Origin of the sequence: Nostocoides jenkinsii Ben 74 (assembly GCF_001046875.1) — a bacterium.
Lineage (GTDB): Bacteria > Actinomycetota > Actinomycetes > Actinomycetales > Dermatophilaceae > Nostocoides_A > Nostocoides_A jenkinsii.
Genome location: NZ_HF571038.1, coordinates 1557884 through 1580807, shown reverse-complemented (window position 1 = coordinate 1580807; position 22924 = coordinate 1557884). Strand labels below are relative to the sequence as shown.

At 69.3% G+C, this 22924-nt stretch carries 21 protein-coding genes, 2 tRNA genes and 1 pseudogene; 9 read left to right on the top strand and 15 right to left on the bottom strand.

Annotated features, from left to right (window positions below; translation table 11 throughout):
* Positions 1 to 41 precede the first annotated feature (41 nt).
* The 4 genes from BN13_RS07320 to BN13_RS07305 form a co-directional block, all read right to left on the bottom strand.
* Positions 42 to 620, bottom strand: coding sequence for a DUF262 domain-containing protein (locus BN13_RS07320; protein ID WP_048545646.1), 579 nt, complete (start codon positions 618 to 620; stop codon positions 42 to 44).
* A gap of 184 nt (positions 621 to 804) precedes the next feature.
* Positions 805 to 2106, bottom strand: coding sequence for a tyrosine-type recombinase/integrase (locus tag BN13_RS07315; protein ID WP_048545644.1), 1302 nt, complete (start codon positions 2104 to 2106; stop codon positions 805 to 807).
* Positions 2106 to 2432, bottom strand: a complete 327-nt coding sequence (locus tag BN13_RS07310; protein ID WP_048545642.1) for a helix-turn-helix domain-containing protein — start codon at positions 2430 to 2432, stop codon at positions 2106 to 2108. Before BN13_RS07310 ends, BN13_RS07315 begins: the two co-directional genes overlap by 1 nt.
* Positions 2433 to 2566: 134 nt before the next feature.
* Positions 2567 to 2640: transfer RNA gene (locus BN13_RS07305), tRNA-Ile, on the bottom strand.
* Between the two features lie 275 nt (positions 2641 to 2915).
* Here BN13_RS07305 and BN13_RS07300 point away from each other — a divergent pair.
* Positions 2916 to 2988 (top strand) — tRNA-Asn (locus BN13_RS07300).
* Positions 2989 to 3031: 43 nt separating this feature from the next.
* On the opposite strand, the gene BN13_RS07295 is transcribed toward BN13_RS07300, so the two are convergent.
* The 5 genes and pseudogenes from BN13_RS07295 to dusB all read right to left on the bottom strand — a co-directional run bounded on the left by BN13_RS07295 (position 3032) and on the right by dusB (position 10392).
* Positions 3032 to 3550 carry a hypothetical protein gene (locus tag BN13_RS07295; RefSeq protein ID WP_048545640.1) on the bottom strand — a complete coding sequence of 173 codons (519 nt, stop codon included), beginning with the start codon at positions 3548 to 3550 and terminating at the stop codon, positions 3032 to 3034.
* Positions 3550 to 5478, bottom strand: a complete 1929-nt coding sequence (gene dnaG / locus BN13_RS07290; protein ID WP_048548972.1) for a DNA primase — start codon at positions 5476 to 5478, stop codon at positions 3550 to 3552. The genes BN13_RS07295 and dnaG overlap by 1 nt, the downstream gene beginning before the upstream one ends.
* An 86-nt stretch (positions 5479 to 5564) precedes the next feature.
* Complete coding sequence (locus BN13_RS07285; RefSeq protein WP_407667843.1) at positions 5565 to 6848, bottom strand: deoxyguanosinetriphosphate triphosphohydrolase; 1284 nt, start codon at positions 6846 to 6848, stop codon at positions 5565 to 5567.
* On the bottom strand, positions 6845 to 9097 hold the full coding sequence (locus BN13_RS19950) for a N,N-dimethylformamidase beta subunit family domain-containing protein (protein WP_084733929.1): 2253 nt from the start codon (positions 9095 to 9097) through the stop codon (positions 6845 to 6847). Before BN13_RS19950 ends, BN13_RS07285 begins: the two co-directional genes overlap by 4 nt.
* An 88-nt stretch (positions 9098 to 9185) precedes the next feature.
* A pseudogene (gene dusB, locus BN13_RS07275) lies at positions 9186 to 10392 on the bottom strand (tRNA dihydrouridine synthase DusB).
* Positions 10393 to 10432: 40 nt separating this feature from the next.
* On the opposite strand from dusB, the gene BN13_RS07270 reads away from it, so the two are divergent.
* The gene (locus BN13_RS07270; RefSeq protein WP_048545634.1) at positions 10433 to 11296 is read left to right on the top strand and encodes a sulfurtransferase; all 864 of its coding nucleotides are present in this window, start codon (positions 10433 to 10435) and stop codon (positions 11294 to 11296) included.
* Positions 11297 to 11352: 56 nt separating this feature from the next.
* Here the strand turns inward: BN13_RS07270 and BN13_RS07265 are convergent, their stop codons facing one another.
* Positions 11353 to 12678: a hypothetical protein gene (locus tag BN13_RS07265; RefSeq protein WP_048545632.1), complete on the bottom strand. Its 1326-nt coding sequence runs from the start codon at positions 12676 to 12678 to the stop codon at positions 11353 to 11355.
* Positions 12675 to 13184: a SigE family RNA polymerase sigma factor gene (locus BN13_RS07260; RefSeq protein ID WP_048545631.1), complete on the bottom strand. Its 510-nt coding sequence runs from the start codon at positions 13182 to 13184 to the stop codon at positions 12675 to 12677. Before BN13_RS07260 ends, BN13_RS07265 begins: the two co-directional genes overlap by 4 nt.
* Before the next feature lie 76 nt (positions 13185 to 13260).
* On the opposite strand from BN13_RS07260, the gene BN13_RS07255 reads away from it, so the two are divergent.
* Complete coding sequence (locus tag BN13_RS07255) at positions 13261 to 13566, top strand: hypothetical protein (RefSeq protein ID WP_157038488.1); 306 nt, start codon at positions 13261 to 13263, stop codon at positions 13564 to 13566.
* Here the strand turns inward: BN13_RS07255 and BN13_RS07250 are convergent.
* The gene (locus tag BN13_RS07250) at positions 13541 to 14419 is read right to left on the bottom strand and encodes a lipase family alpha/beta hydrolase (RefSeq protein ID WP_157038487.1); all 879 of its coding nucleotides are present in this window, start codon (positions 14417 to 14419) and stop codon (positions 13541 to 13543) included. The genes BN13_RS07255 and BN13_RS07250 overlap by 26 nt on opposite strands.
* A gap of 150 nt (positions 14420 to 14569) precedes the next feature.
* Here BN13_RS07250 and BN13_RS07245 point away from each other — a divergent pair, with 150 nt between their 5' ends.
* The 4 genes from BN13_RS07245 to BN13_RS07230 are packed head-to-tail and all read left to right on the top strand — an operon-like array spanning position 14570 to position 17697.
* Entirely contained in the window at positions 14570 to 15508 is a 939-nt protein-coding gene (locus BN13_RS07245) for a metal ABC transporter substrate-binding protein (RefSeq protein WP_048545627.1), read from the top strand.
* A complete protein-coding gene (locus BN13_RS07240; protein WP_084733621.1) occupies positions 15505 to 16305 on the top strand; it encodes a metal ABC transporter ATP-binding protein in 801 nt (266 codons plus the stop codon). Before BN13_RS07245 ends, BN13_RS07240 begins: the two co-directional genes overlap by 4 nt.
* Positions 16298 to 17275, top strand: coding sequence for a metal ABC transporter permease (locus tag BN13_RS07235; RefSeq protein ID WP_048545624.1), 978 nt, complete (start codon positions 16298 to 16300; stop codon positions 17273 to 17275). The genes BN13_RS07240 and BN13_RS07235 overlap by 8 nt, the downstream gene beginning before the upstream one ends.
* A complete protein-coding gene (locus BN13_RS07230; RefSeq protein WP_048545621.1) occupies positions 17272 to 17697 on the top strand; it encodes a Fur family transcriptional regulator in 426 nt (141 codons plus the stop codon). Before BN13_RS07235 ends, BN13_RS07230 begins: the two co-directional genes overlap by 4 nt.
* Here BN13_RS07230 and BN13_RS07225 read toward each other — a convergent pair.
* Both BN13_RS07225 and recO read right to left on the bottom strand, forming a co-directional pair.
* Positions 17681 to 18457 (bottom strand): isoprenyl transferase, encoded by a 777-nt coding sequence (locus BN13_RS07225; RefSeq protein WP_048545618.1) that lies wholly within the window; start codon positions 18455 to 18457, stop codon positions 17681 to 17683. The two genes, BN13_RS07230 and BN13_RS07225, sit on opposite strands and share 17 nt — an antisense overlap.
* 17 nt (positions 18458 to 18474) lie before the next feature.
* Positions 18475 to 19239: a DNA repair protein RecO gene (gene recO / locus BN13_RS07220; RefSeq protein WP_048545616.1), complete on the bottom strand. Its 765-nt coding sequence runs from the start codon at positions 19237 to 19239 to the stop codon at positions 18475 to 18477.
* A gap of 93 nt (positions 19240 to 19332) precedes the next feature.
* Here recO and BN13_RS07215 point away from each other — a divergent pair, with 93 nt between their 5' ends.
* Positions 19333 to 19980, top strand: a complete 648-nt coding sequence (locus tag BN13_RS07215; RefSeq protein WP_456152384.1) for an alpha-ketoglutarate-dependent dioxygenase AlkB family protein — start codon at positions 19333 to 19335, stop codon at positions 19978 to 19980.
* A 28-nt stretch (positions 19981 to 20008) separates the two neighbouring features.
* Here BN13_RS07215 and leuA read toward each other — a convergent pair whose 3' ends face one another.
* Complete coding sequence (gene leuA, locus BN13_RS07210) at positions 20009 to 21790, bottom strand: 2-isopropylmalate synthase (protein WP_048545614.1); 1782 nt, start codon at positions 21788 to 21790, stop codon at positions 20009 to 20011.
* 702 nt (positions 21791 to 22492) lie between these two features.
* On the opposite strand from leuA, the gene BN13_RS07205 reads away from it, so the two are divergent.
* On the top strand, positions 22493 to 22924 hold a 432-nt coding region (locus BN13_RS07205), incomplete at its 3' end, for a transposase (protein WP_235434134.1).

The following is a 22924-nucleotide window of genomic DNA, read 5'->3' as shown; positions in this document are numbered from 1 at the left end:
CACCCGATGCGCCGCTTGTTCACCCTTGATGAGCGCAGTGCTCAGTCGTCGGCAACCCGTTGAGCGTTGAGCAGGTCATCCGCGCTCTGATCTGTCCCCGCGCCATTGACCAGCAGGTAGATTTCCGCCTCTTCGCGCACGGTTGCGAACCGTCCCCGCGCCACCGGAATGGTGGCCCGGTTGGCGAAGAAGCGACGACCTACGACGGACAGGTCGCCGTAGCGGACATACGGTCCGTCGGCGGTCTCGATCGTGGACTCAACCCGGTCCGGCTCAAACCACGACGCGGGAACATCGAGTTCGTTTTGCACGAATCGGCGAACAGCTTCGATTCTCTGCTTGCCGTCGATCACCGCGCACAGCGGGGCGTCATCGTCGGCGGGCCAAAGACTGCGGTCGTTGACGATGACCGCAGGAATGGGGACACCTTGAAGGATGGAGCGAATCAACAGGCGGCGCTGGTTGCCGGTCCAGACGTGTCCGCGCTGGTATGGCGCGTCGAGCGTCAGATCGCCTCGATCGAGTTGGCCGACCAATTCCACCATCGAGCGGTTCTCGGCGTGCAGGGATTGATGTTGGATCGGGACGTCTGTTTGCAGGCTCGCCCAGGGTTGGTCCACTGCCAGGCTGTCCGGTTCCGCTCTTCCCGGCTTGGCGGCGAATCTCCCGGCGGCTCCGCGCCGATGCTTGTACTCGTCGAAAGGTGGCACGCCTACGTTGCGGGCGGGCGGGCATGCCAGCGGCCCACGGCGGCGGGAGAGGCGGGCGTCGTGGGCCGGGCTACCGACACTGAGCGCAGTGGGCTTAGTTCGCCGTCCCCAGCACGACCGCTGCGATCCGGGAAGCGGCGCGGCGACCGTTTTCTTCGACAGCGTGGGCGTAATGGGTCGCCAGCGCCGGGCTCGACCACCCCAGCATCGCCATGATCGTCTTGATATCGGTTCCGTCAGCGAGAACCTGTGTAGCAACGAAATGTCGCGCCGAATGGACTCGGTAGTGGCGCACGCCTGCGGCGGCGAGAAGTTTGCCCCAGCGCCCCCAGTCGTCCCGCGGATTGATCGGCCTGCCGTCTTCGGCGTGACAGAACAGGTAATCGTTCGCGGTGGCTGCTCGACCGCATGACAGGGCGGCTTCGGCGCTGACTCGCAAATGCTCACGCAGCGCGGCGAGAACGCCGTCCGCCACGGGGACAGTCCGCCGGGAACCGCTCTTCGTGGTTTCTCGGATCAAACCGCCCCCGAACTTGTTCGGGCATCCTCGGGCGTGCCCTGTGCATCCTGTCGGGCATGGCTTCGGGCACGGCCTGGTATGCCGGGAACAGGGTTGCGGACAGGGCGTGGTTCGGCAGCGGCAGGCAGCGCAGGCCACTGGATCGACGCAGCCGTGCCGCCAGGTTCCCCGCGTCAGTGAGCCGGTGACGTGGACAACCCCCGCCGCGACATCCACGTCTGCACGGCGCAGCGCGAGCACTTCGCCTTGACGCATCCCTGTTGTCAACGCCAACAGCCACCGCGCCCGCATCGGACTCTCTCCGAGTTGCGCGACGATCGCGGGGATGTCGGACAAGGCAATCGTGTCCACCTCGACAACGGGGCCGCGCGGCGACCTGGCCCACTGGGCCGGGTTGCGGACCAGTCTGCCCCGGCGCACCGCCTCGTTCAGGGCAGCGCGCAGCGTTCGCCGCACAGACTCGGCCGTCACGGCCGAGATCGCGGGGCCGGACGGGCTGACGCACCAGGCCAGCATCGCCTCGACGTCCTCGGTGGTGAGCGCGTTGAGCGGGATTGTCCCGAGACGGGGAACGATGTAGCACCGCGCATGCCCCTGATAACTGCGCGCCGTCGACGGCTTCCGACTCGACTCCACCCCAGCCAGCCAGCCGTCGAGCCATTCGCCGAGACTGCCAGGGGCGCGGCGCACCCCGGTCGCCCGCTCGGTTTCGAGTTCGGCGACGGCGGCGGTGGCGGCTTTCCGGGTCGCCTTCTTGACGTGGGTCCGCAGCCGCTTGCCGGTGGTGGGGTCGCGTCCGAAGTCGACCCAGGCGTGCCAGTAGCCGTCACGGCCTTTAGCGATGCTGGGGCGGCCATTCGGCGCTCGACGCGGCATTACTGCTCGCGGATCATCGCGTCGAGATCGGCAAGGCGGATGCGCGGGGCCGTCAAGACGCGCACCACCGGCAGCGCCCCCGATGCAATCAGGCGATCCACGGTCCGGCGGGCCACCCCGAGATAGGTGGCGGCCTCGTTGATGGTCACTAGCGCCGGGGCGACAGGCCGGTCGTGCTGGCGATCGGTCACGGAGCGGCAGCGGTCGAAGGCGGCGTCCAGGGCGGATAAGGCATCGGTCAACTGGGCGCGGCAGCGCAGGTAGTCCGCGTGAATGTCGTCGATTCGAGTGCCGGGGACGATGCGCAGGGTGGTGTTGGCGGTCATGCCCGTATTGCGGGCGGGGGCATGCGACAGGACGCGACTCCGAGAGCGAGTTGTCACCCAAAGTTGGCACCCAACAGGCTCCATCGCGGTCCTCTCGTGTCGAGAAAACACGCTCTGACCTGCACGTTTGCCTGTAGGGCGTGTCGGGCTTGAACCGACGACCGACGGATTATGAGTCCGCTGCTCTGACCGACTGAGCTAACGCCCCGCACCACGGCGGCGGGGAAACACCGGCCGAGGTCGGGGGAAGTCTAAAACGAGTGGCCCGCCTGGCTGACCGTGTGACCGAACTCGCCCAGGGTGCTCCGCCCGGGAATGGGACGGAGCGTGGAGTACCTTCCACGGGAGCGATTCGCACAGGATCGCGGCCGGCCACCCGCCGGCGAACGACGCATGGAAGGCGTGACCATGCCGCGCCCCGGGTTTCGCTGCACCGTCTCGCATTTGCTATGGTTTCCCAGCCGCGCGAGCGGTGCCAGACGATCCCCTGTAGCTCAACTGGCAGAGCATTCGGCTGTTAACCGAAGGGTTGTTGGTTCGAGTCCAACCGGGGGAGCTTCCACTGCCAAGTCGGTCCCGTGTGGGGCCGACTTCGTGCGTTAGAGCCCGACCTGCTCGCGGACCCGCAGTCGCGCCGCCCCGACCGCGGCGGCCACCTCCGGATCGGCCATCCGCACCCCGCGACCCAGGATCGTCTGATCGTGCAGCGAACCGTCGGCGAGGTTCTTGCGAATCACCACCCGCGCCTGCCGCCGATTCGTCAGCGGGACGACTTCGGTGAGCACGACCGACGCCTGAACGCGTTCGCGGAAGGCCGCGAGCAGCGACGTCGCGTCCCGGAACACCCACTGCTGCGGCCGGAAGCCGTCGACCCACGTGACCGTCAGGGTGAAGTTGTCGTGATCCCACGTCCCGGCGACGATGAGATGCCAGGGGCGGGCGAGGACGTCGCCGAGGTGGGGCACGGCATACAGACGCGCCGTGCCAACGAGAACCCAACTCGCGGGATCACGCGACTCCGCAGCCGCCAGCAGGCGCTCCTTGGGGAGCAGGTCGACACGACTGAGCACCTCGGCGGGCACCTCGGCGCGCCGGCGCGGGCGCAGTGAAAAGGCCATCAGGCCATCCCTTCTCGAAGGCCGGCGAGGCGTCGCTGCAAGGCGTCCAAGGAGAGCGACACCTCCCGGATCTGGCTCGGATCGGCGTGCGGGTCGGCACTGAGGCGGCGCATCAGCGACATCGCGTCGGCGACTTGCCGCCGCAGGTCGACCTCTCGAATCCGCGCGAGCAGAGCGTCGACATACCGCTGCTCGGGCAGGCCCGTGGAGGAGTCGAGCTCGATCGGCAGCGGCGCGACCGACAGTTCCGTGACCAGCGGCTGCGCACTCAGCGGCGCGTTCGCCGCGGCCGCATCGACCCACCCCGCCAGCGTCATCCCAGCCACGGGCTCGACGGCGCGGATGGCGTCGAAGACCACGCTGTGCGCGGGCGCGGTGAAGGACGCGGCGCTGATTGCGTCCAGTCCGCCGGCGGTCACCTGGCTCGGATACTGCAGCAGGACTTGCAGGAGTTGGCGTTCGGCGAAAACGACCGGATCGCGCAGGTCGGGGCGGGGCAGGGCGGCGGCGAGTTCGGCCGCATCCGGCTCGACCGAGTCGGGCTCGGGACCCCGTTCCTGTCGCGTTTCTCTGGGCGTATGCCGCGCGCTCGCCCCCGCGCGCTTCGCCTCCGCCGCGAGCTGGTCGACTTCGACCCCGATCCAGCCCGCGACGGTCCGGAGGTACTCCGGCCGCAGGCCCGGGTCCTTGATCTCGTTGATGACCGGGGCTGCTGCGCGCATCGCCTGCACGCGCCCCTCGGCGGTGCTCAGGTCGTGGCGGGCGAGTCGGGTCCGGACGGCGAACTCGAACATCGGCACGGCATCCTCCACCAGATGCGCCACCGCCTCCGGTCCCTTGCGCAGGCGCAGATCACATGGGTCCATCCCATCCGCCGCGACGGCGACATAGGACTGGGCCGCCCACCGCTGGTCTTCCTCGAAGGCCTTCATCGCGGCCTTCTGCCCGGCGGCGTCGCCGTCGAAGGTGAAGATGATCCGGGCCGGTTCCAGCCCAGGCTCGTCGCGCATGAGGCGGCGCAGCAGCTTGATGTGGTCGACGCCGAAGGCCGTGCCGCACGTGGCGACCGCGCCCTCGACCCCGGACAGTTGGGCCGCCATGACGTCGGTGTAGCCCTCGACCACGACCGCCCGGCGTTGACTGGAGATCGCCTTCTTGGCCAAGTCGATGCCATAAAGCACGGTCGACTTCTTGTAGATCGCGGTCTCGGTGGTGTTGAGGTACTTCGCCTCGATCCGGTCGTCGGGGAACAATCGGCGCGCACCGAAGCCGATCGTGTCGCCGGAGGTGTCGCGGATCGGCCACATCAGCCGGCCCCGGAATCGGTCGTACAGGCCCCGCGATCCGCGCCCGACCAGGCCGGCCGCGGTCATCTCGTCCTCGGTGAATCCCTTCTGCCGCAACAGCCTGGCGAGTTCTTCGCCGCCGCGCGGGCTGTAGCCGACGCCGAACCGCTCCGCGGCGGCTCGGTCGAAGGAGCGCTCGCGCAGGAAGTCGCGCGCCAGCCGACTCTCGGGCTGCCCGTCGAGCAACCGACCCGCATAGAACTCCTGGGCGATGCGGTGCGCTTCGATCAGACGCGTGCGGCGCCCGATGCCTTCCTCACGGCCGGGCCCGCCGCCCTCCTCGCGGCGAAGCTCCATGCCGAGGCGGCCGGCCAACCGCTCGACGGCCTCGACGAAGCTCAGATGGTCGACCTTTTGGATAAACGCGACGACGTCGCCGCCCTCACCGCAACCGAAGCAGTGGAAGCTCCCGGCGCTCTCGCGGACCGTGAACGACGGGGTCTTTTCGTCGTGGAACGGGCACAGCCCCTTCATCGCCCCGACCCCGGCCGGCCGCAACGTGACGTGGTCGCGGACGACGTCGACGATGGAGCTGCGCTCCTTGACGGCCACGATGTCCTCGGCCCGGATCCGTCCGGCCACGCCGTCGATCCTTTCGCCGTCGGGTTTGCTGCAGTCGGGTTCGCTGAAGTCGGGTTCGCTGAAGTCTAGGTCGCGCGGTGGAAGCCCTAGGCGATCCCCCAAGCCCGGGCCACACTCCACGCGCGGATGTCGCTCAACGACGCGACCTGGTCGACGACGACCCGTTGCCGGGCGGCGTCATCGGCCGCCGCCGCGAAGTCGGCCTGCTCCTCGACATCCAGGCGGGTCGGGTCAGCCTGATAGCCCGCGACCAAGCCATCGATGACGGCTCGCTCACGCTCCAGCTGGCTGCGCCGCTCCCCCACATTCATCACGAAGTGCGCGGCGACCGCCTTGAGCACCGCGCACTCCGCGCGGGTTTCGTCCGGGACGACCAGGCGCGCGCCGTAGCGCACCAGCGGGCCGTCGCCGAAGCGATCCCGAGTCGCCGACTCGGAGGCCGACACAAAGCGGCCGATCAGCCGGGACGTCATGTCCTTCAGCGCGGCGAGGTCACCCCTCGTCCCGCCGTATGCCGCGGGCACCACCTCCAGCGCCAGCAACCGATCGAGCGCGGCGGCGATCGCGTCGGCGGTGAGGTCCGCGGCATACGCACCTTGGGCGATCGCCAGGACGGCACCGGCTTCGGCGGAATCGCGCAGGCGGCGCGGGTCGAGGCGGCGCGAGGCGATGGCGTCCTCGACGTCGTGCACGCTGTAGGCGACATCATCCGACCAGTCCATGACGTCGGCTTCGAGACAACGCTCCCCGTCGGCGCGCCCGGCCCGCATCCAGGCATAGGCGTCGCGGTCGTCGGCATACACCCCGAACTTGGGGCTGCCCGGGAGCCACCCTCGACCCCACGGGTACTTCGTCGCCGCGTCCAGCGTTGCCCGCGTTAAGTTCAAGCCGGCAGATCGGCCGTCGGCGTGCGCGCGCTTGGCCTCCAACCGCGTCAACAACCGGAAGGTCTGGGCGTTGCCCTCGAAGCCGCCGATCCCCGCGGCTACCGCGTCCAGCGCGCCCTCGCCGTTGTGCCCGAACGGCGGATGCCCCAAGTCGTGCGCCAGCGCGGCCGCGTCGACGACATCGCCATTGCAGCCGAGCGCGATCCCGAACTCGCGGGCGATCTGCGCTACTTCCAACGAATGGGTGAGGCGATTGCGCACGAAGTCGTCGCTGTCGGGCGAGACGACCTGCGTCTTGGCCGCCAACCGCCGCAAGGACGCCGAGTGAATCAACCGACCCCGGTCGCGGGCGAAGTCGTCGCGGTCGCTGCGCTTGACCGCCGGATCCTCTGGAAGCCAACGCTCGCGATCCGCCGCCGAGTAGCCCGAACCCATCCCCCCGGCGCCCGTCCCCCCGGCGCCCATCCCCCCAACCATGGTCATCCGACCGGCCCACCCGTGCCGGTGGACGTCGACGGGGACGCCCCAAGGTCGGCGAGATTGGGCTTGGCCGGGAAGTGATCGGCCATCGGCCCGACATCGAGAGCGCCAACGAGATTGCTCACGACGGTCTGCGCGAAGTCGACGCTCTCCTGGGTGATGCCGAACTTCGGAGTCGGCCCGCCCAGCGCCCGCGTGAACAGCATCGAGCCGGTGGCCACGACCCCGGCCCCGGATTCGGCCGTGTAGTAGGTCAGGTCGGCGAAGGTCTGGCCACGATCGGCGCAGGCGACCGGCGAGTGCGCAGCGACCTCCAGCGTCGTGGGCGTACCCGCGATCGGATAGGCCCGGTCGATCTCGGTGCCCACCAGCCCCGGATAGCTGCTGCCAGCCTTAGCGCCCGTGCCCTTGAACAGGAAGAAGTCGGGCTCCGTCACGCGCATCGGCCCGATGGCGGGGAAGCACTCATACAACATTCCGGTCAACGCGTTCTCGGGGTCGGGCGACGGATCGGAACGCCACATGACGGTCGTGTCGGCGCCCTGGCCGGGATCGAGTCCGGCGTCCTTGGCGCCGGTCATCTCGCGATGATCGCCGCTGAACCGCACCCGCCAATAGACCGCGTTGGCGCCCAAGAACGCGAGATTGGTCCCGGCGTCGCGCGCCCCCTCGACCGTATGCCGCATGGCCGGCGACCAATATTCGTCATGCCCCAGGCTGATCACGGCTCGGGCGCCGCGGAGCACCGGAGCGGTCGTGTCCAGATCGATCGAGGTCAGGTAGGCGAGGTCGGCTCCCTGCTTCTCGATCCACTGGATCGCGTCGACTTCGTGTTTGAACAGGATGGGCGCGCCATTCCCGTCATACGGTCGGTCGGAGGAGACCCGGCGGGCGCGGGTGCCGAAAGTGTCGTCGGGCCCCTTGTAGAGCGAAGCCCCGCCCCACTGGTTGTAGGCCTGATAGGTGGACACGGCGTTGAGAACGACCAGTCGCTCGGCGACATCGGTCGAGCGGACGGTCAATGGCACGACCTTGGCCTTGCCGCCGGCTTCCAGTCGGAAGACGTAGGTGCCTTCGGGCCACCCCTGCGTCGAGACCGTCAGCGAGGGCTTCCACCCGGCCGTCACCATCCCATCAGCGGCGACCCTCGGCGCGGGCTGGGTCGGTGGCGTCACCTCGGGACCGGACCAGACCCGGCGACCGCCTGCCCCGGCATACCAGCCCAGTCGATAGGCACTGACCGTCACCGGCCCCCGGGTGGACGACAAGAACAACCGCACCGACTCCCCCGGCGCGACGCTGGCGGCATCCGCATAGCCGTCGAGCGTGCCCTCGGGCGCGACCCGCCCCGACCCGACATTCCAGCCGTCGTCGCCGGGCTTCGCGTTCTCGACCTCCACCCAATTCGCGGGCGGCCGACCCGGCCCGACGGTCACACTCGGCGCGCTCGACCCAGACCCCGAGGGCGGGGACGACGCCGAGGCGGCCCGCGATGACGACGAGGACGTGGCCGAACCCGGCGCCCCCTTCGACCCGCTCCCCCCGGAACACCCCGCAACCACGGCCAGGACGAACGCCAGCACGATTCCGAGCGCCGCCCGGTTGCGGGCCGCCCACGTCGGCTCGGTCCCATAACGCTGCGGTTTGATCAGCCGCCCGTGCGCACAATCGTCGATCAACTCGGCCATCCGCCGCTGCCGCGTGGCCTCCTGCTTGGCGCTGATCACCCAGTGCGTCGCGGTCGCCCGATAGGACGCCGTCGCCAACGCAAACCACTGCGCCGCAACCGGATTCGCCGCCAGCTGGGCCGCGAACTCGGGCGGAAACTCCGCGGCCGCGTCCCGCTCGAAGGAATACACCCCCGTCCGCTCCGGCGTGCGCAACGCATAGGCGGCGAGCCCGGCGGGGTGCATCCGCCCCTCCGCTGTCAGCCGCTCAACGTGCGCGATATTGGTCTTGCTCCAGATGCTCGACTTGCGTCGTGGCGTCCACCGCTGCCGCGTCGTGTCGTCGTCGATGCGTTGCGCCACCGAGTCGATCCAGCCGAAGCACAGCGCCTCCGGCACCGCCTCATCCCAGGTCAGCCCCCGCGGGGACACGTGCCTCTTGGTGAGCCCCATCCACAGCTCCGACGCGCTGTCGTGGTTGGCCTCCAGCCACTCCCGGAACTCCTGCGGACCGCTGAAGAACAGCGCGGGCCGCTCGGGCGTCCCGCCTGCTCTCCCGATGCCCACTGCTCCGTTGGTCGACATGAGGCAACCCTGCCAGACGCCACCGACAACCCCCGGCCACGCCCCATACACAAGGGTCCAGCCTCCCCCCGACCGTATGCCGCGTGGCTCAGCCCCCGCTGACGTCCAGTTCTGCTTCGGCCACCACCGCGCGCTGCGCGCGCGGGGGTCAGGTCGCGCGTGTCGAGCCAGCCTTCCGGTAGCACGACCCGGCGCGGCGACCCCGCCCGGCCGCGCGACCCCTCGGCCGGCTCACCGGGCCACGGCGCCGACCAATCGAGTTGCGCCAGAAGCTCATCCAGCGCCGCCAACGAGTCGACCAGCGCCAGCTGATTGCGCACCGTCGACCCCGCCGGGAAGCCCTTCAAGTACCACGCAATGTGCTTGCGGATGTCACGGCACCCCCGCAGCTCATCCTCATAGAACTCCACCAAGTAGACCGCGTGCCGCCGCAGCGTCGCCGCCACTTGCCCCAGGCTCGGCGACACCCGCTCCGGAGACCCCGCAAAGGCCGCGGCCAGGTCCGCGAATAGCCACGGCCGCCCGAGGCACCCACGCCCGACCACGACCCCGTTGCACCCAGTCCGGCGCACCATCTCCAAGGCATCCTCGGCCGACCAGATGTCGCCATTGCCGAGCACCGGGATCGTCCGTACCGCCTCCTTCAGTGCGGCGATCGCATCCCAATCCGCCGTCCCCGAGTAGGCCTGCGCCACCGTCCGCCCATGCAAGGCAACCGCGGCGGCACCGAGCTCTTCGGCGCTGCGGCCGGCATCGGCACACGTCAAATGGTCGGTATCGATGCCCATCCGCATCTTGACGGTGACGGGAACGCCATACGGACTCGCCTCGCGCACCGCCGCGCCGACGATCGATCGGAAGAGATCGCGCTTCCACGGCAACGCCCCGCCGCCGCCTTTGCGCGTCACCTTGGGCACCGGGCAGCCGAAGTTGAGGTCGATGTGGTCGGTGCGATCTTCGGTCACCAGCATCCGCACCGCCGCCGCAGTGGTCACCGGATCGACGCTGTACAACTGCACCGACCGCGGGCTCTCCCCCGGATCGTGCTCGATCAGCCGCAGCGTCTCCGGGTGCCGCTCCACCAGTGCCCGCGACGTCACCATCTCGTTGACGTAGAGGGCACTGCGACCGCTCGCCGTCGACGCACTGGACTCGCGGCAGAGCCTACGGAACGCCCGATTCGTGATCCCCGCCATCGGCGCGAGCACGACCGGCGAGGCGATTTCGAGGGGCCCGATGCGTAGGGCAGGCAGCACCGGCGCGGCCGGGGCGGGGGCAAGATCGACGACAGGCATGACGGGCCCCAGTGTCCCATCCCGGTGGTTTGATGGCCCAATGACGACGCTCATCACGCCGGACGCCCTCGCTGAGTGGCTCGCTTCCGACGAACCCCCGCTCGTCTTCGACGTCCAATTCCGCCTCAGCGCGCCCGGTCACCAGGCCAACCCCACCGGGGCCGAGTTGTATGCCTCGGCCCACCTCCCCGGCGCCCACTTCCTCGACGTCGACACCAACCTCGCCGGCCCGCCCGGGCCGCACGGTCGCCACCCGATGCCCGATCTCGATCACCTCCAACGCCGTCTACGGGCGGCCGGACTAGACGACGGTCGGCCGGTCGTCGTCTATGACGAGGGCAACGGACTCGGCGCCGCGCGGGCGTGGTGGCTCCTCTCCTACTGCGGGCTCGCCGACGTCCGCGTCCTCGACGGCGGTTTATCCGTATGGCGCACCGCCGGCCACGCCGTCACCAACCACCTCCCCGAGGTGGCTGAGTCGGGCGACGTGACCTTGCGCCCCGGAGCACTGCCACTGCTCGATGCCGACGGCGCCGCCGCCTTGGCGCAGCGCGGGCTGCTCCTTGACGCCCGCACCCCCGAACGCTTCGCCGGCCTCAGCGAGCCGATCGATGCCGTCGCGGGGCACATCCCCGGCGCCCACAACGCCCCGATGGGTGACTACGTCCAACCGGACGGCCGACTCGCCGACCGCGAGACGCTGCACGGCTACTTTGCCGCCAAGGGCGCCTTCACCCACCCCGAGGTCGGGGCCTACTGCGGCAGTGGCATCACCGCCGCCCACCTCGCCCTCGCGCTACGCCAAATCGGCATCATCGCCCCGGTCTATGTCGGCTCGTGGAGCGAGTGGATCGCCGACCCCGCCCGCCCCATCGCCACCGGCGCGGCAGTTACCGATCAGTAGGTCAGACGGTTCGACACCCCCAGGTGCCAAACCGTCTGACCCAATTCCGAATGACCCTAGAGCGGTGCCACCACCAGTTGCACCTGATCGCCGGTCAGCGTGGTCAGCCGGCTCACCGCGCCGCTGCTCAGGTCCCAGGCCAGCAAATCCGCCCGGGTCATGACCATCTCGAGCCCGACCGATTCATAACCGCCACCGGCCCAGATCAGCGCCACCCGATCGGTCATCCCCAGCGGCAGGACGCCACCCTTGCTCCGAATGTCGTCACCCGTCACGCCGCCGCCGTCGAGCAGCCAGCGGTAGGGACCCGACGGCACCTGAGCGGCCACGACGCCCTGATAGAACCCCTGCGCGTCGAGATCCGCAGTCGGTGAAGCGAGGCCAGCCACCCACCCGCCGCCGCTGACCGTGGAGCCGCCCAATCCCCATACGCCCGCTTTGACGCCCAGGACGACCTCCGCCGGAGTGAAGTCCAGCGCCTGCGGATTCCAACGTCGCACCGTCAGTTGGCTCGACTGCCCCGCGTCCGCGGTAGCCCCAAGCACGACGTCCTGCGCGTCCCAGACGGACCGGATCACCTTGACCTCCCGCCCGGACGCCATGTCGATCACGTGCGTTCCGGTGACCCCCGAGGTGACCAGGACGACATTGCCGTCGCTCACCAAATTTGCCGACTCCAGCAGCGGGTCATCGATCGCCACGCGCTTCCACGGCTCGGCGCCGGATCGGGTCGCATCCACGATGACCAGACCATTCGGCTGCGCGATCACCAGGTATCGCCCGTCCGCGCTGATCGCCTGCGCGCTCAGATGGAAGGACGCATTCCCACCATCCGTCGTGTCCGTCAGGTCCAGCCCATCCAACCCAAGCACCCGCCCGGCGGACGTTACGACCCCCACACCCCGGCGTTCCCGATCGGCGTATGCCGCGACGATCCGCTCCCCCTCAGTGAACCCGCCCGCCTGGCTCAGCGGGCGACTCAGCTTCACCACATCCCACTCGGGCCGCGCGGCCAAGACCGTGAGCACCTCGGACGTCAATGCCGTCCGATCGACCCACGACAGCGCCCCCATCTTCGACGGGGCGGGTAGCACAGTGACCGGCGCGTCCCCCGTGATGGACCCAGTGGTCGACGCGCTGTTCGAGGACCGCGTCACCGAACTCGAGCTCGCCGCCGGCGCATTCGTATGGCGAGCCCCACCTCCCCCCGAAAGCGCCACCGACCCGGCGGCCACCACGGCAACCCCCGCCGCCGCGCCGACGGCGGCCCGGCGACGGCGGCGGTGCGCGGCATACGCCCGGGTCCACGCCACCTCGGCGAGGTCGACCTCGGGCATGGCCGAGGCGGCGGCCGCGAATCGCTCGTGCAGGTCGTTGGTCATGATCGGTCCTCCGTCATCGAGACGCGGTCGGGCCCCAGGTCGTCACGCAGACGCCGCAGGGCCGCATGGGAGTGCGACTTCACCGTGCCGACGCTGACGCCCAGCACCGCGGCGGTGTCGGCTTCGGTGAGGTCTTCGAAGTAGCGCAACACCACTACCGCCCGCTGCCGACTCGGCAGCCGGCGCAGCGCGTCGACAAGGTCGAGTTGCAGGTCGATCCGCTCGGACCCATCCCCGACGGCGAGCTCCGGCAGTTCCGCCGCGACGACCTCCGCGCGCGTGCGTCGCCACCAGGAAATGTTGTCGCGGTAGAGAATTCGCCGCACATAGGCATCCGGATTCTCATCGGCCAGCCGCTGCCAGCGACCGGCCAACTTCACCAGCGCCTCCTGCACCAGATCGTGCGCGCGGTGCTCGTCGCCGCACATCAGATAAGCGATCCGGGCAAAGCGCTGCTGGCGGGCACGGACATACTCGGTGAAGGTCGGGTCCATCGCCGCCTGCATGGCTCACCTCCTGACAACCGCCGTTGCCTAGTGAACGCGACGGCGGCGCAAAAGGTTGGGTTTAGGCTGTCGTCTCGTGTCCAGCCCCACCCCGAACACCCCCAACCCCCCTGGCACCCCCAACACCGTTAACGACCGCATGGTGGCGGCCCTCAACCGGTTGCCCCGGATCGTCCCGATTCTCGGGGTCTTGGTGTGCCTCATTGTCGGCGCGGTGGTGCCGACCTACGGCTGGATTTTCACCGCGCTGGTGGCGCTGTTCTTGGTCTGGATGTTCGTGCTCAGCCAGGCGCGCCTGACCGGTGTGGAGAAGCTCATGCGCATCGCGGTGATCGTCTTCATCACCGCCATCGCGATCATCCAGTCCCGGCCCCGAGGCTGACGTCCCCGTCATCACGCACGCCGTCATCCCGCACCTCGTCATCCAGCAACTCGGCGGCGTCAATGCCGATCAGGCGCAGGTCCTCGGCGGACAACGGCCAATTCTTGGGTTCGGGATACCAGCGGGCGAGGCTCTTGGGCGCCTGGAACGGGCCCCATTGGCCGCGGGGCTGCGCCAAGCGGTCGGCGACTGCCCACAGTGTGGCGGGGTGATGCCCCATACCGATGTGACAGGCCTTGACCTCGATGTTCTCGGCGGTCATGTAGAGGTCGTTCAAACAGGCCTGCCACGGGACCACGCCATCGGTCTGTGAATAGATCGACGTCGTCGGCATCGGCATGGGGTCGCGCAGGTGCTCCTGCTCGGGCAGGTCGAGTTCCTCGGCGCTCACGTGCAGGTGGCTGTAGCGCTCCAGGATCAGCGAGGCGAGCGTGTCGCTGCGCTTAACCAGCCGGAACGGCGAGCCCATCGTGATGACCTGGCGAATCCGGTCGGGATAGGCGCGCGCCATTTGGCGGGCATACAGGCCCCCAAGACTCCACCCCACCACCGAGATTGGGCCGTGGTCCTCGGTGAGCCGCTCGATCGTGCCGCGCATCGAGTCGACGATCTCGCGGGTCGGGCCGATATTGCGCCCGACGCCCCAGCCGTGGGCGGTGTAGCCCAAGTCATCGAGATAGCCCCGCAGAATCGCGGTCGTGTAGTCCCCCGCCATCAGCCCGGGCAGAACGAGGACGTGGTGGCCGTCGCCGCGGCGGGCCTTGCGCAGAATCCGTCGGTATGCAGCGTATTCACCGAATTCCCCTGCCATGCGGGGGAGTTCGGCCAACCCCTGGACCAACGATGGACGCATCACTCCATTATGCGCGGCCGGGGTCACGGCGGGTTACTGACCGGTCACGATCCTCGGCGTGGCGGCTGAGGCTTATGTCACGTAGGCCAGCCTTCCCCTCCTCCCGACCTCTGATTGACAATGCCCGCACCAATAATGAGAATCATTCTCATGTGGAGTCGAGCCCTGACGGCGGTCGGTATGGCCGTGCTCCTCCTTACCGGGTGCGCCACCACCCCCTCCCCCACCACGGGAGCCCAGCCGGTGCGGGTTGTCGCCGGCGCCTACCCCTTCGCCTTCCTCGCCGGAACCGTCGGCGGCGATCGCGTCAGCGTCGAGACCCTCGCCCGCCCGGGCGCCGAGCCGCACGACCTCGAACTCACCGCGCGCCAGGTCATCCACCTCGCCAAGGCCGATCTCGTGATCACCCTCCCCGGCTTCCAGCCGGCCGTCGATCAAGGCATCGTCGCGGCGGCCCCGCGCGCGGTGCTGGATCTGTCCGGGGCGACCGGCGTCACCGTCGGCAGCCACGCCGAGCACTCCCCCAGCGAGGGTCACGCCGACGAGAACTCCCATGAGGAGGGCGCCGCCGACCCCGCCCACGACCCGCACTTCTGGCTCGATCCGTCCTCGATGGCCGCCGCCAGCGATGCGGTCGCCGCCGCGCTGACCACCGCCGATCCGGAGGGCGCCGCGACGTATGCCGCGAACCGCGATCGGCTCGACGCCCGCCTGAGCGAGCTCCGGACCGAGTATCGCGCCGGTTTGGCCCACTGTGGGAGCCGGGACCTCGTGACCAGCCACGCGGCATACGCTCATCTGGCGTCGTTCACCGGGCTGGAGCCCCACCCGCTCGCCCTCGATCCGGAGGCGGACCCGAGCGCGGCGACGCTCGCCACGATCGCGACGCTGGTCCGCGACCACGGCGTCCGCACCATCTATACGGAGCCCCTCAGCAGTCCCAAGGCCGCCCAGGTCATCGCCCGCGAGACCGGCGTGCGCACCGCCAGCCTCGACCCGATCGAGGGGCTGCTCGATCCGGCCACCGACTACCTCACCATCATGTCCGCAAATCTGGTCGCGCTGCGCCAGGGTCAGGAGTGCTCATGAGCGGCCCCGAGATCGTGCTCAGCCTGCGGGGCGCCGGCTTCGGCTACGACGGCGAGGCCATCGTCGCCGGGATCGACCTCGACATCCACCGCGGCGAAGTCGTGGCGGTCGTCGGCCCCAATGGCGCCGGCAAGTCCACCCTGGTCAAGGGCATCCTTGGCCTGACCGAGCAGCTCGGCGGTGAGGTGCGCGCGTATGGCGTCGCCCTCGACGACCCGAGTATCCGCGGGCGAATTGGCTATGTGCCGCAACGGCATACGCTCGCCACGTCGGTGCGCGCGACGGTCGCCGAGATTGTCGCGATCGGCCGGCTGCGGTTCCGGCCGTGGTGGCAGCCGTGGCACCGGGACGCCGCCAAGGACCGCCAGGCCGTGGCTCGCGCCCTTGATCTCGTTGATCTCGGCGACCGCGCCGGCGCCGATGTCTCGCAGCTCTCCGGCGGCCAGCAGCGGCGTGTCCTGATCGCCCGCGCCCTGGCCAGCCAACCCGACCTGCTCGTCATGGACGAACCCACGGCCGGCGTCGATCAGGGCAACCAGGCAGTCCTCGGCCAGGTGCTCGCGCGCCTCGCGTCGGCCGGCTCGACCCTGATCATCGTCACCCACGAGATCGACGCCCTCGCCGGCGTCGTCACCCGGGTCGTGCTCGTCGCGGACGGCGGGATCGCCTTCGACGGCACCCCCCAGGCGTATGCCGCGCACGACCCCCACGGCGGCCACGCCCACCACCCCGGCTTCGGGCGCGCCCGTTCCGTCACCGGGCTCCATGACGCCACGGCGGGAGGCCACCATGATTGAGCTGCTGGACTACGGGTTCATGCGCAACGCCCTGGTGGCGTCCCTCCTCATCGGCGCGTGCGCCCCGCTCGTCGGCATCTTCTTGGTGCAGCGGCGACTCTCCCTGATCGGCGACGGGATCGGTCACGTCGCGCTGGCCGGGGTCGCCGTGGGCCTGCTCACCGGCACCTCGCCCGTATGGACCGCGCTCCTCACCGCCGCGGCGCGCGGGCGTCCCGGCGGGGACGTCGCGCTGGCGCTGATGTTCTATGGCGGTATCGCCGCCGGCGTCGTCCTGATCGGCCGCTCCCCGCAGGGTACGTCGGCCAATCTCACGTCCTATCTCTTCGGCTCCATCACCGCGACCACGGCGGATGACCTGATCGCGTTCACGGTGTTGACCGTGCTCGTCGTCGCCGTCACCGTCGCGCTGCGGCCCTGGCTCTTCGCGGTCGCTCAGGACGAGGAGTACGCCCGTGCCAGCGGCCTGCCCGTGCTCGGTCTCAACGTCGCGTTGTCGGTGCTGACCGCGGTGACGGTTGTCGTCTCGATGCGGGTTGTTGGGCTGCTGTTGGTGAGCGCCCTAATGATCATTCCGAATGCCGCCGCGCAGCAGGTCTCGCGGTCGTTCGCCGGGGCGATGCAACTGGCGGTGTTGCTCGGCGTCGTGGCGTCCGTGGGCGGCGTCGCGACCAGCTTCTATGCCGAAACCCCTTCCGGCGGAACGATTGTGCTGCTCGCGCTGGCGCTCTATCTCGTCGCTCAGGTGGGCGCGCGCTGGCGGCCGGCGTCGCGGCACGGGACGCGAGCGGAGCGGCATACGCATGAGCACGGACCCGGGTGCGGGCACGAGGCGATCCCGCACGGGGACCACGTGGACTACCTGCACGACGGGCACCGGCACGCCCCGCACGACGATCACTACGACGAGCACGCCGAGGATCATCGGCATGAGCCCGAGCACGAGCACGAGCGCGGGCGGGTGCGATGACCACGCCGCCGAGGCGAGCCACCCGGCAGCAGGCCGCGGTCGCCGACATGCTGGGCCAGCACGAGACGTTCCGGTCCGCGCAGGAGTGGCACGCGTTGTTGCGTGCCGCCGGGGACCCGGTCGGACTGGCGACGGTCTATCGCACTCTGCAGTCGCTGGCCGAGGCGGGCGAAGTGGACGTCTTGCGCACCGATGCCGGCGAGACCCTCTACCGCGCGTGCAGCGCCGCGCACCATCACCACTTGCTCTGCCGCGAATGCGGGTTCACCGTCGAAGTCGACGGACCCGCCGTCGAGGCCTGGGCCACCGCGGTCGCGAGCGCGCACGGGTTCGCGCTGCCGCGGCATACGGTCGAGGTGACGGGTCTGTGCCCGAGGTGCGCCCCGGCTACGTCGCCGGGAGTGACTACGTCGCCGGAGTAACCGCGTCCACGGCGCCGCCATAGCGGCGGTCGCGATCGACATAAAGCCCGATGGCCCGCCACAAGTCGCGGCGATCGAAGTCGGGCCAGAGCGTGTCGAGGAAGACCATCTCCGCATACGCGCTCTGCCACAACAAGAAATTGGACGTGCGCTGCTCGCCGGAGGAGCGCACGAAGAGGTCGACATCGGGCATGTCCGGCTCGGGGAGGTAGCGCGCCAGCAGCTTCTCATCGACGCTGCCCGGGCGGAGTTTGCCGGCGGCGACTTGCTCGGCGATGCGCCGGGCGGCGGCCGCGATCTCGGCCCGGCCGCCGTAGTTGACGCAGAAATACAGCGTCAGCCCGGTGTTGTGCTTGGTCATCTCCTGCGCGACTTCGAGTTCCTTGATGACCGAGCCCCACAGGCGCGGGCGCTGGCCGACCCAGCGCATCCGCACGCCCCACTCGTTGAGTTGGTCGCGGCGGCGGCGGATCACGTCGCGATTGAAGCCCATCAGGAAGCGGACCTCGTCGGGGCTGCGCTTCCAGTTCTCCGTCGAGAACGCATAGGCGGACAGGTGCGTCACGCCAGCCTCGATCGCGCCGGCGACGACGTCGAGCAGCGCCGCCTCCCCCGCCTCGTGCCCCTTGGTCCGCGGCAGCCCGCGCTGGTTGGCCCAGCGGCCGTTGCCGTCCATGACGATCGCGACATGCTTGGGCAGGTCGCCGGCGCGGTAGCGGGGCGGTTGGGCACCGGTCGGGTGCGGGAAGGGCGGGATCATCGGAGTCGTTCCTAGTGTCAGAGAACCGGATTGACGGGAAGCGTCGCGGCGAGGCGCTCGCGCTCGACGTGTGGCAGCGAGCGCAGGCCCCGCTCCAAATGCCACTGGACGTATGCCGCGGTGAGCCCGCTCCCCTCCCGCCGGTCCTGCGGGTGGCTGGCGTCCGCAAGGGCCCAGTCGCCGGCGAGGAGCGCGGCGAGGAGTTCCATGGTGGCGCGGGCGGGGGCGGCGCAGCCGGGGGTGCGGCAGAGCGGGCATACGGCTCCGCCACCGGCGACGGAGAACGCGAGATGCGGACCCGGGTCGCCACAGCGGGCGCAGTCGAGGAAGCTCGGCGCCCACCCAGCGACGGCGAGCGCGCGCAGGAGGTAGGCGTCGAGGACGAGGGAGGCGTCGTGCGCGCCGCCGGCGAGCGAGGCGAGGGCGCCCTGGAGCAGGAGGTACTGCTGCAGCATCGGCAGCCGCTCCTCCGCCACCCGGTCGGCGGTCTCGAGGATCGTGCTGAGCACCGTGTAGGCGCGGTAGTCGCGGGCGATCTGCTCGCCATACGGGTGGATGGTGACGGCCTGGGTCACGGTGTCGAGGTTGCGGCCCTCATAACACTGCAGGTCCACGACCATCCCCGGCTCCAGCCGCGCCCCGAACTTGCTCTTGGTGCGGCGCACCCCCTTGGCGACGACCCGGATCTTGCCCCGCTCACGCGCCAGGACCGTGACGATCCGGTCGGCCTCGGCGAGCTTGTGCGTGCGAAGCACGATCGCCTGGTCGCGGTAGGTGGGCACGCTCCATTCTCACCCGCCTCCGGCGTCAGGGAGGTCAGGCTGGCGGACTCGTGTCGTCGGACAATTGTTTTAATAATGTCGTATGGTGTGTCCGTGGCTCTGCAGGATGTGCTCGACTTCGGCGAGGTCGGCGCCGATGAGGCTGGTTGCGATGAGGGCGGCGCGGCCTTCGGCGCGCTGGCCCCGATGCGCACTCCCCTGGCCCATGGGGCGTGGGTGGACATCGCGCCCGGGTGGCTCCGGAGGGCGGATGAGTTGTATGCCGCGCTGCTGCGCGATGTGCCCTGGAAGGCCGAGCGGCGGCAGATGTATGACGCTGTCGTGGACGTCCCGCGGTTGACGAAGTTCTATGACGCCGCCGAGCCCTGGCCGCACCCCGGGTTGCGCGAGATCTGTGCCGCGGTGAGTGCGCACTATCAGCCATCGCTGGGTGAGCCGCTCGTGACCGCCGGGCTGTGCCTGTATCGCGACGGCGCGGATTCCGTTGCGTGGCACGGCGATCGAATCGGGCGCTCGCGCTACCACGACACGGTCGTGGCGATCCTCTCGCTGGGGTCGACGCGCACGCTGGCGCTGCGCCCGATGGGCGGCGGCGCCTCGCTGAAGTTCACCACCGGCCACGGCGACCTGCTCGTGATGGGTGGGTCGTGCCAGCGGACGTGGGAGCACGCCATACCCAAGACGCGTGACGTGGTCGGCCCACGCATCTCCGTCCAGTTCCGCCCCGCCGGGGTCCGCTGATCCCGGTCCGCCCCGCCGAGGCAGCCCGCTACGGGCCGCCGCCGGGGCGCGAGATCGCGTGGTCGTCGCCAGCTTTGGCGCGGTCGCGCTCGGAGCGGTTCAGCGCCGACATGATTGCACGCAGGGACGCCTTCACGATGGACTCGTGCAGGCCCACGCCCCACAGGACGCGTTCTCCCACAGCACATTCTACGTATGCCGCGGCCCTCGCGTTCCCGCCTGCCGACAGCGCGTGCTCGGCGTAATCCAAAACCCGCACGTCGACACCGAGCGCCGACATCGCGTCGATGAAGGCGTCGATCGGGCCGTTGCCGCGCCCGGAGATGTGCACCTCGCGGCCCTCGTCGGTGATGATCGAGTCGATCTCGTCGTCGCCGATGTCGGTGCTCGTCAGCGTCGAGCGGACCGGGAAGAACCGGCCCCAGCGAGTGGCCGGGTCCTCGGAGTGGAGGTACTCGTCGGCGAACATCGCCCAGATCTCCGCCCCGCTCAGCTCCCCGCCCTCGGCATCTGTCCGGCGCTGGACGACCTGGCTGAACTCCACCTGCAGCCGGCGCGGCAGGTCAAGGCCGTGCTCCGCCTTGAGCAAATACGACACCCCGCCCTTGCCGGACTGCGAGTTGACGCGGACCACCGCTTCATACGACCGGCCGATGTCGTGCGGGTCGATGGGCAGATAGGGCACGCCCCAGTCGATGCCGTCGACCGTGGTCCCGGCGGCGGCCGACCGCTTGTCCATGTCCTCGAAGCCCTTCTTGATGGCGTCCTGGTGGGAGCCGGAGAAGGCCGTGTAGACGAGGTCGCCGCCCCACGGGTGCCGCTCGTGGACGGGCAGTTGATTGCAGTGCTCCACCGTGCGCCGGATCTCGGCCATGTCGGAGAAGTCGATCTGCGGGTCGATGCCCTGGCTGTAGAGGTTCATGCCCAGAGTCACCAGGCAGACGTTGCCGGTGCGCTCGCCATTGCCGAACAGGCAGCCCTCGATGCGGTCCGCGCCGGCGAGGTAGCCCAACTCCGCCGCCGCGACGCCCTCGCCGCGGTCGTTGTGCGGGTGCAGGCTGACCATCACACTGTCGCGGCGGTCGAGGTGACGGATCATCCATTCGATGGAATCGGCATACACATTGGGGGTGGCCATCTCGACGGTGGCAGGGAGGTTGACGATCATCTTGTGATCGGGGGTGGGGTCGATAACCTCGATGACGGCATTGCAGATCTCGACCGCGAACTCCAGCTCGGTCCCGGTGTAGGACTCCGGCGAGTACTCGTAGTAGACCGTCGTCTCGGGGATCGTCTCCTCCAACTTGCGGCACAGCCGCGCGCCCTGAAGGGCGATGTCGATGATGCCCTCCTTGGACAGGCCGAAGACGACCCGCCGCTGCAGCACCGAGGTGGAGTTGTAGAAGTGGACGATCGCCTGCTTCGCCCCGCGGATGGCGTCGTATGTTCGCTCGATCAGGTGGTCGCGGCACTGCGTGAGAACCTGGATGGTCACGTCGTCGGGGATGTGGCCGCCCTCGATGAGTTCGCGGCAGAAGTCGAAGTCGGTCTGGCTGGCGCTCGGGAAGCCGACCTCGATCTCCTTGTAGCCCATCTTGACCAGCAGCTTGAACATCTTCAGCTTGCGGTCGGAGTCCATCGGGTCGATGAGCGCCTGGTTGCCGTCGCGCAGGTCGACCGCGCACCAGCGCGGCGCCTGGGTCATGACCTTGTCGGGCCAGGTGCGGTCCGGTAGCTCGACCTGGATCTGCTGCTGGAAGGGGAGGTACTTCGTGAACGGCATCGGTGTCGGATGCTGAGGGTGGATCATCGCTGGGGTTTCGCCTTCGTCTCGTCTACGTCAGGTTCAGCCGATGGGCACGACAACCTCCGCGACGGGGGGCGGCCGATTCAGGCCCCGCCGCGGCAGCGAAGGAGGAGGAGTCCACGCATGATGAAGATCAGTATGCCGTGCCCCCGCCCCTGTGGTCACCCGGGGGTCCAAAGCGTCGTGGAGATTGGGCAAGCACTCGGAACTCAACTTGGCTAACGCACGAGGGATACAAGGCCCTGACCACCATCTTTTGGCTTTTTCCCGGCTTTGCGCTCAGATGCCAGGGAGACATCCAATTTGCGAGTGCGTCGCGCTAAGGGAGTCTTGCCGCCCTCCAAGTGATGCAAGGCCAGTCGGTTAAGATCATGGCGCTCAAGAGATCCACAGGCCTCAACCTCACCCCTACCTGCCGTTGCGCGCATAGTGATCAGTTGCTCTGAGTCCGCGCTGACAACCAAGGCAGGGCTCCGAGTGGCAAACAGGTACTGACGTGAACCTCTTAGTTGCCGCAGCCGATCGACCAAGTACTCCTCGATCCACGGCGCGTGCAGAGCGTCCTCGGGCTGGTCGATGAGGACTGGTGTCTCACCATCTGCTAGGGGGACTGTCCGCCGAACGGTGGTTCTGACCTGACACGCCAACGTGGGTTGGCGGGAAGGTTGGTCACTGATGACCGAGACAATCACGAGCGTGAGCTCGATGCCCAAGGACGCCAAGAGACGCCGCTCGTCGTCGACCGCGACACCGTCGGAGAAGGCGGCGATCGCGCAGCTGGTCAAGGCCGCCAGGGAGCGGGGTGAGGACATCACCGGCCCGGAGGGGTTGTTGAAGTCGATCACCGCGACCGTGCTCGAGGCCGCCCTGGAGGAAGAGCTGACCGACCACCTCGGTCACGTCAAGCACCGCGCGCCCGAGGGTGGGGCGGAGAACATCCGCAACGGCACCCGAGCCAAGACGGTGCTGACCGACGCGGCCGGGGAGGTGGTGATCGAGGTGCCGCGAGATCGGGCCGGAACGTTCGAGCCGGTCATCGTCAAGAAGCGCCAGCGGCGGCTGTCGGATGTGGACGCGGTCGCGATCTCGTTGTTCGCCAAGGGCCTGACGACCGGGGAGATCAGCGCGCACTTCGCC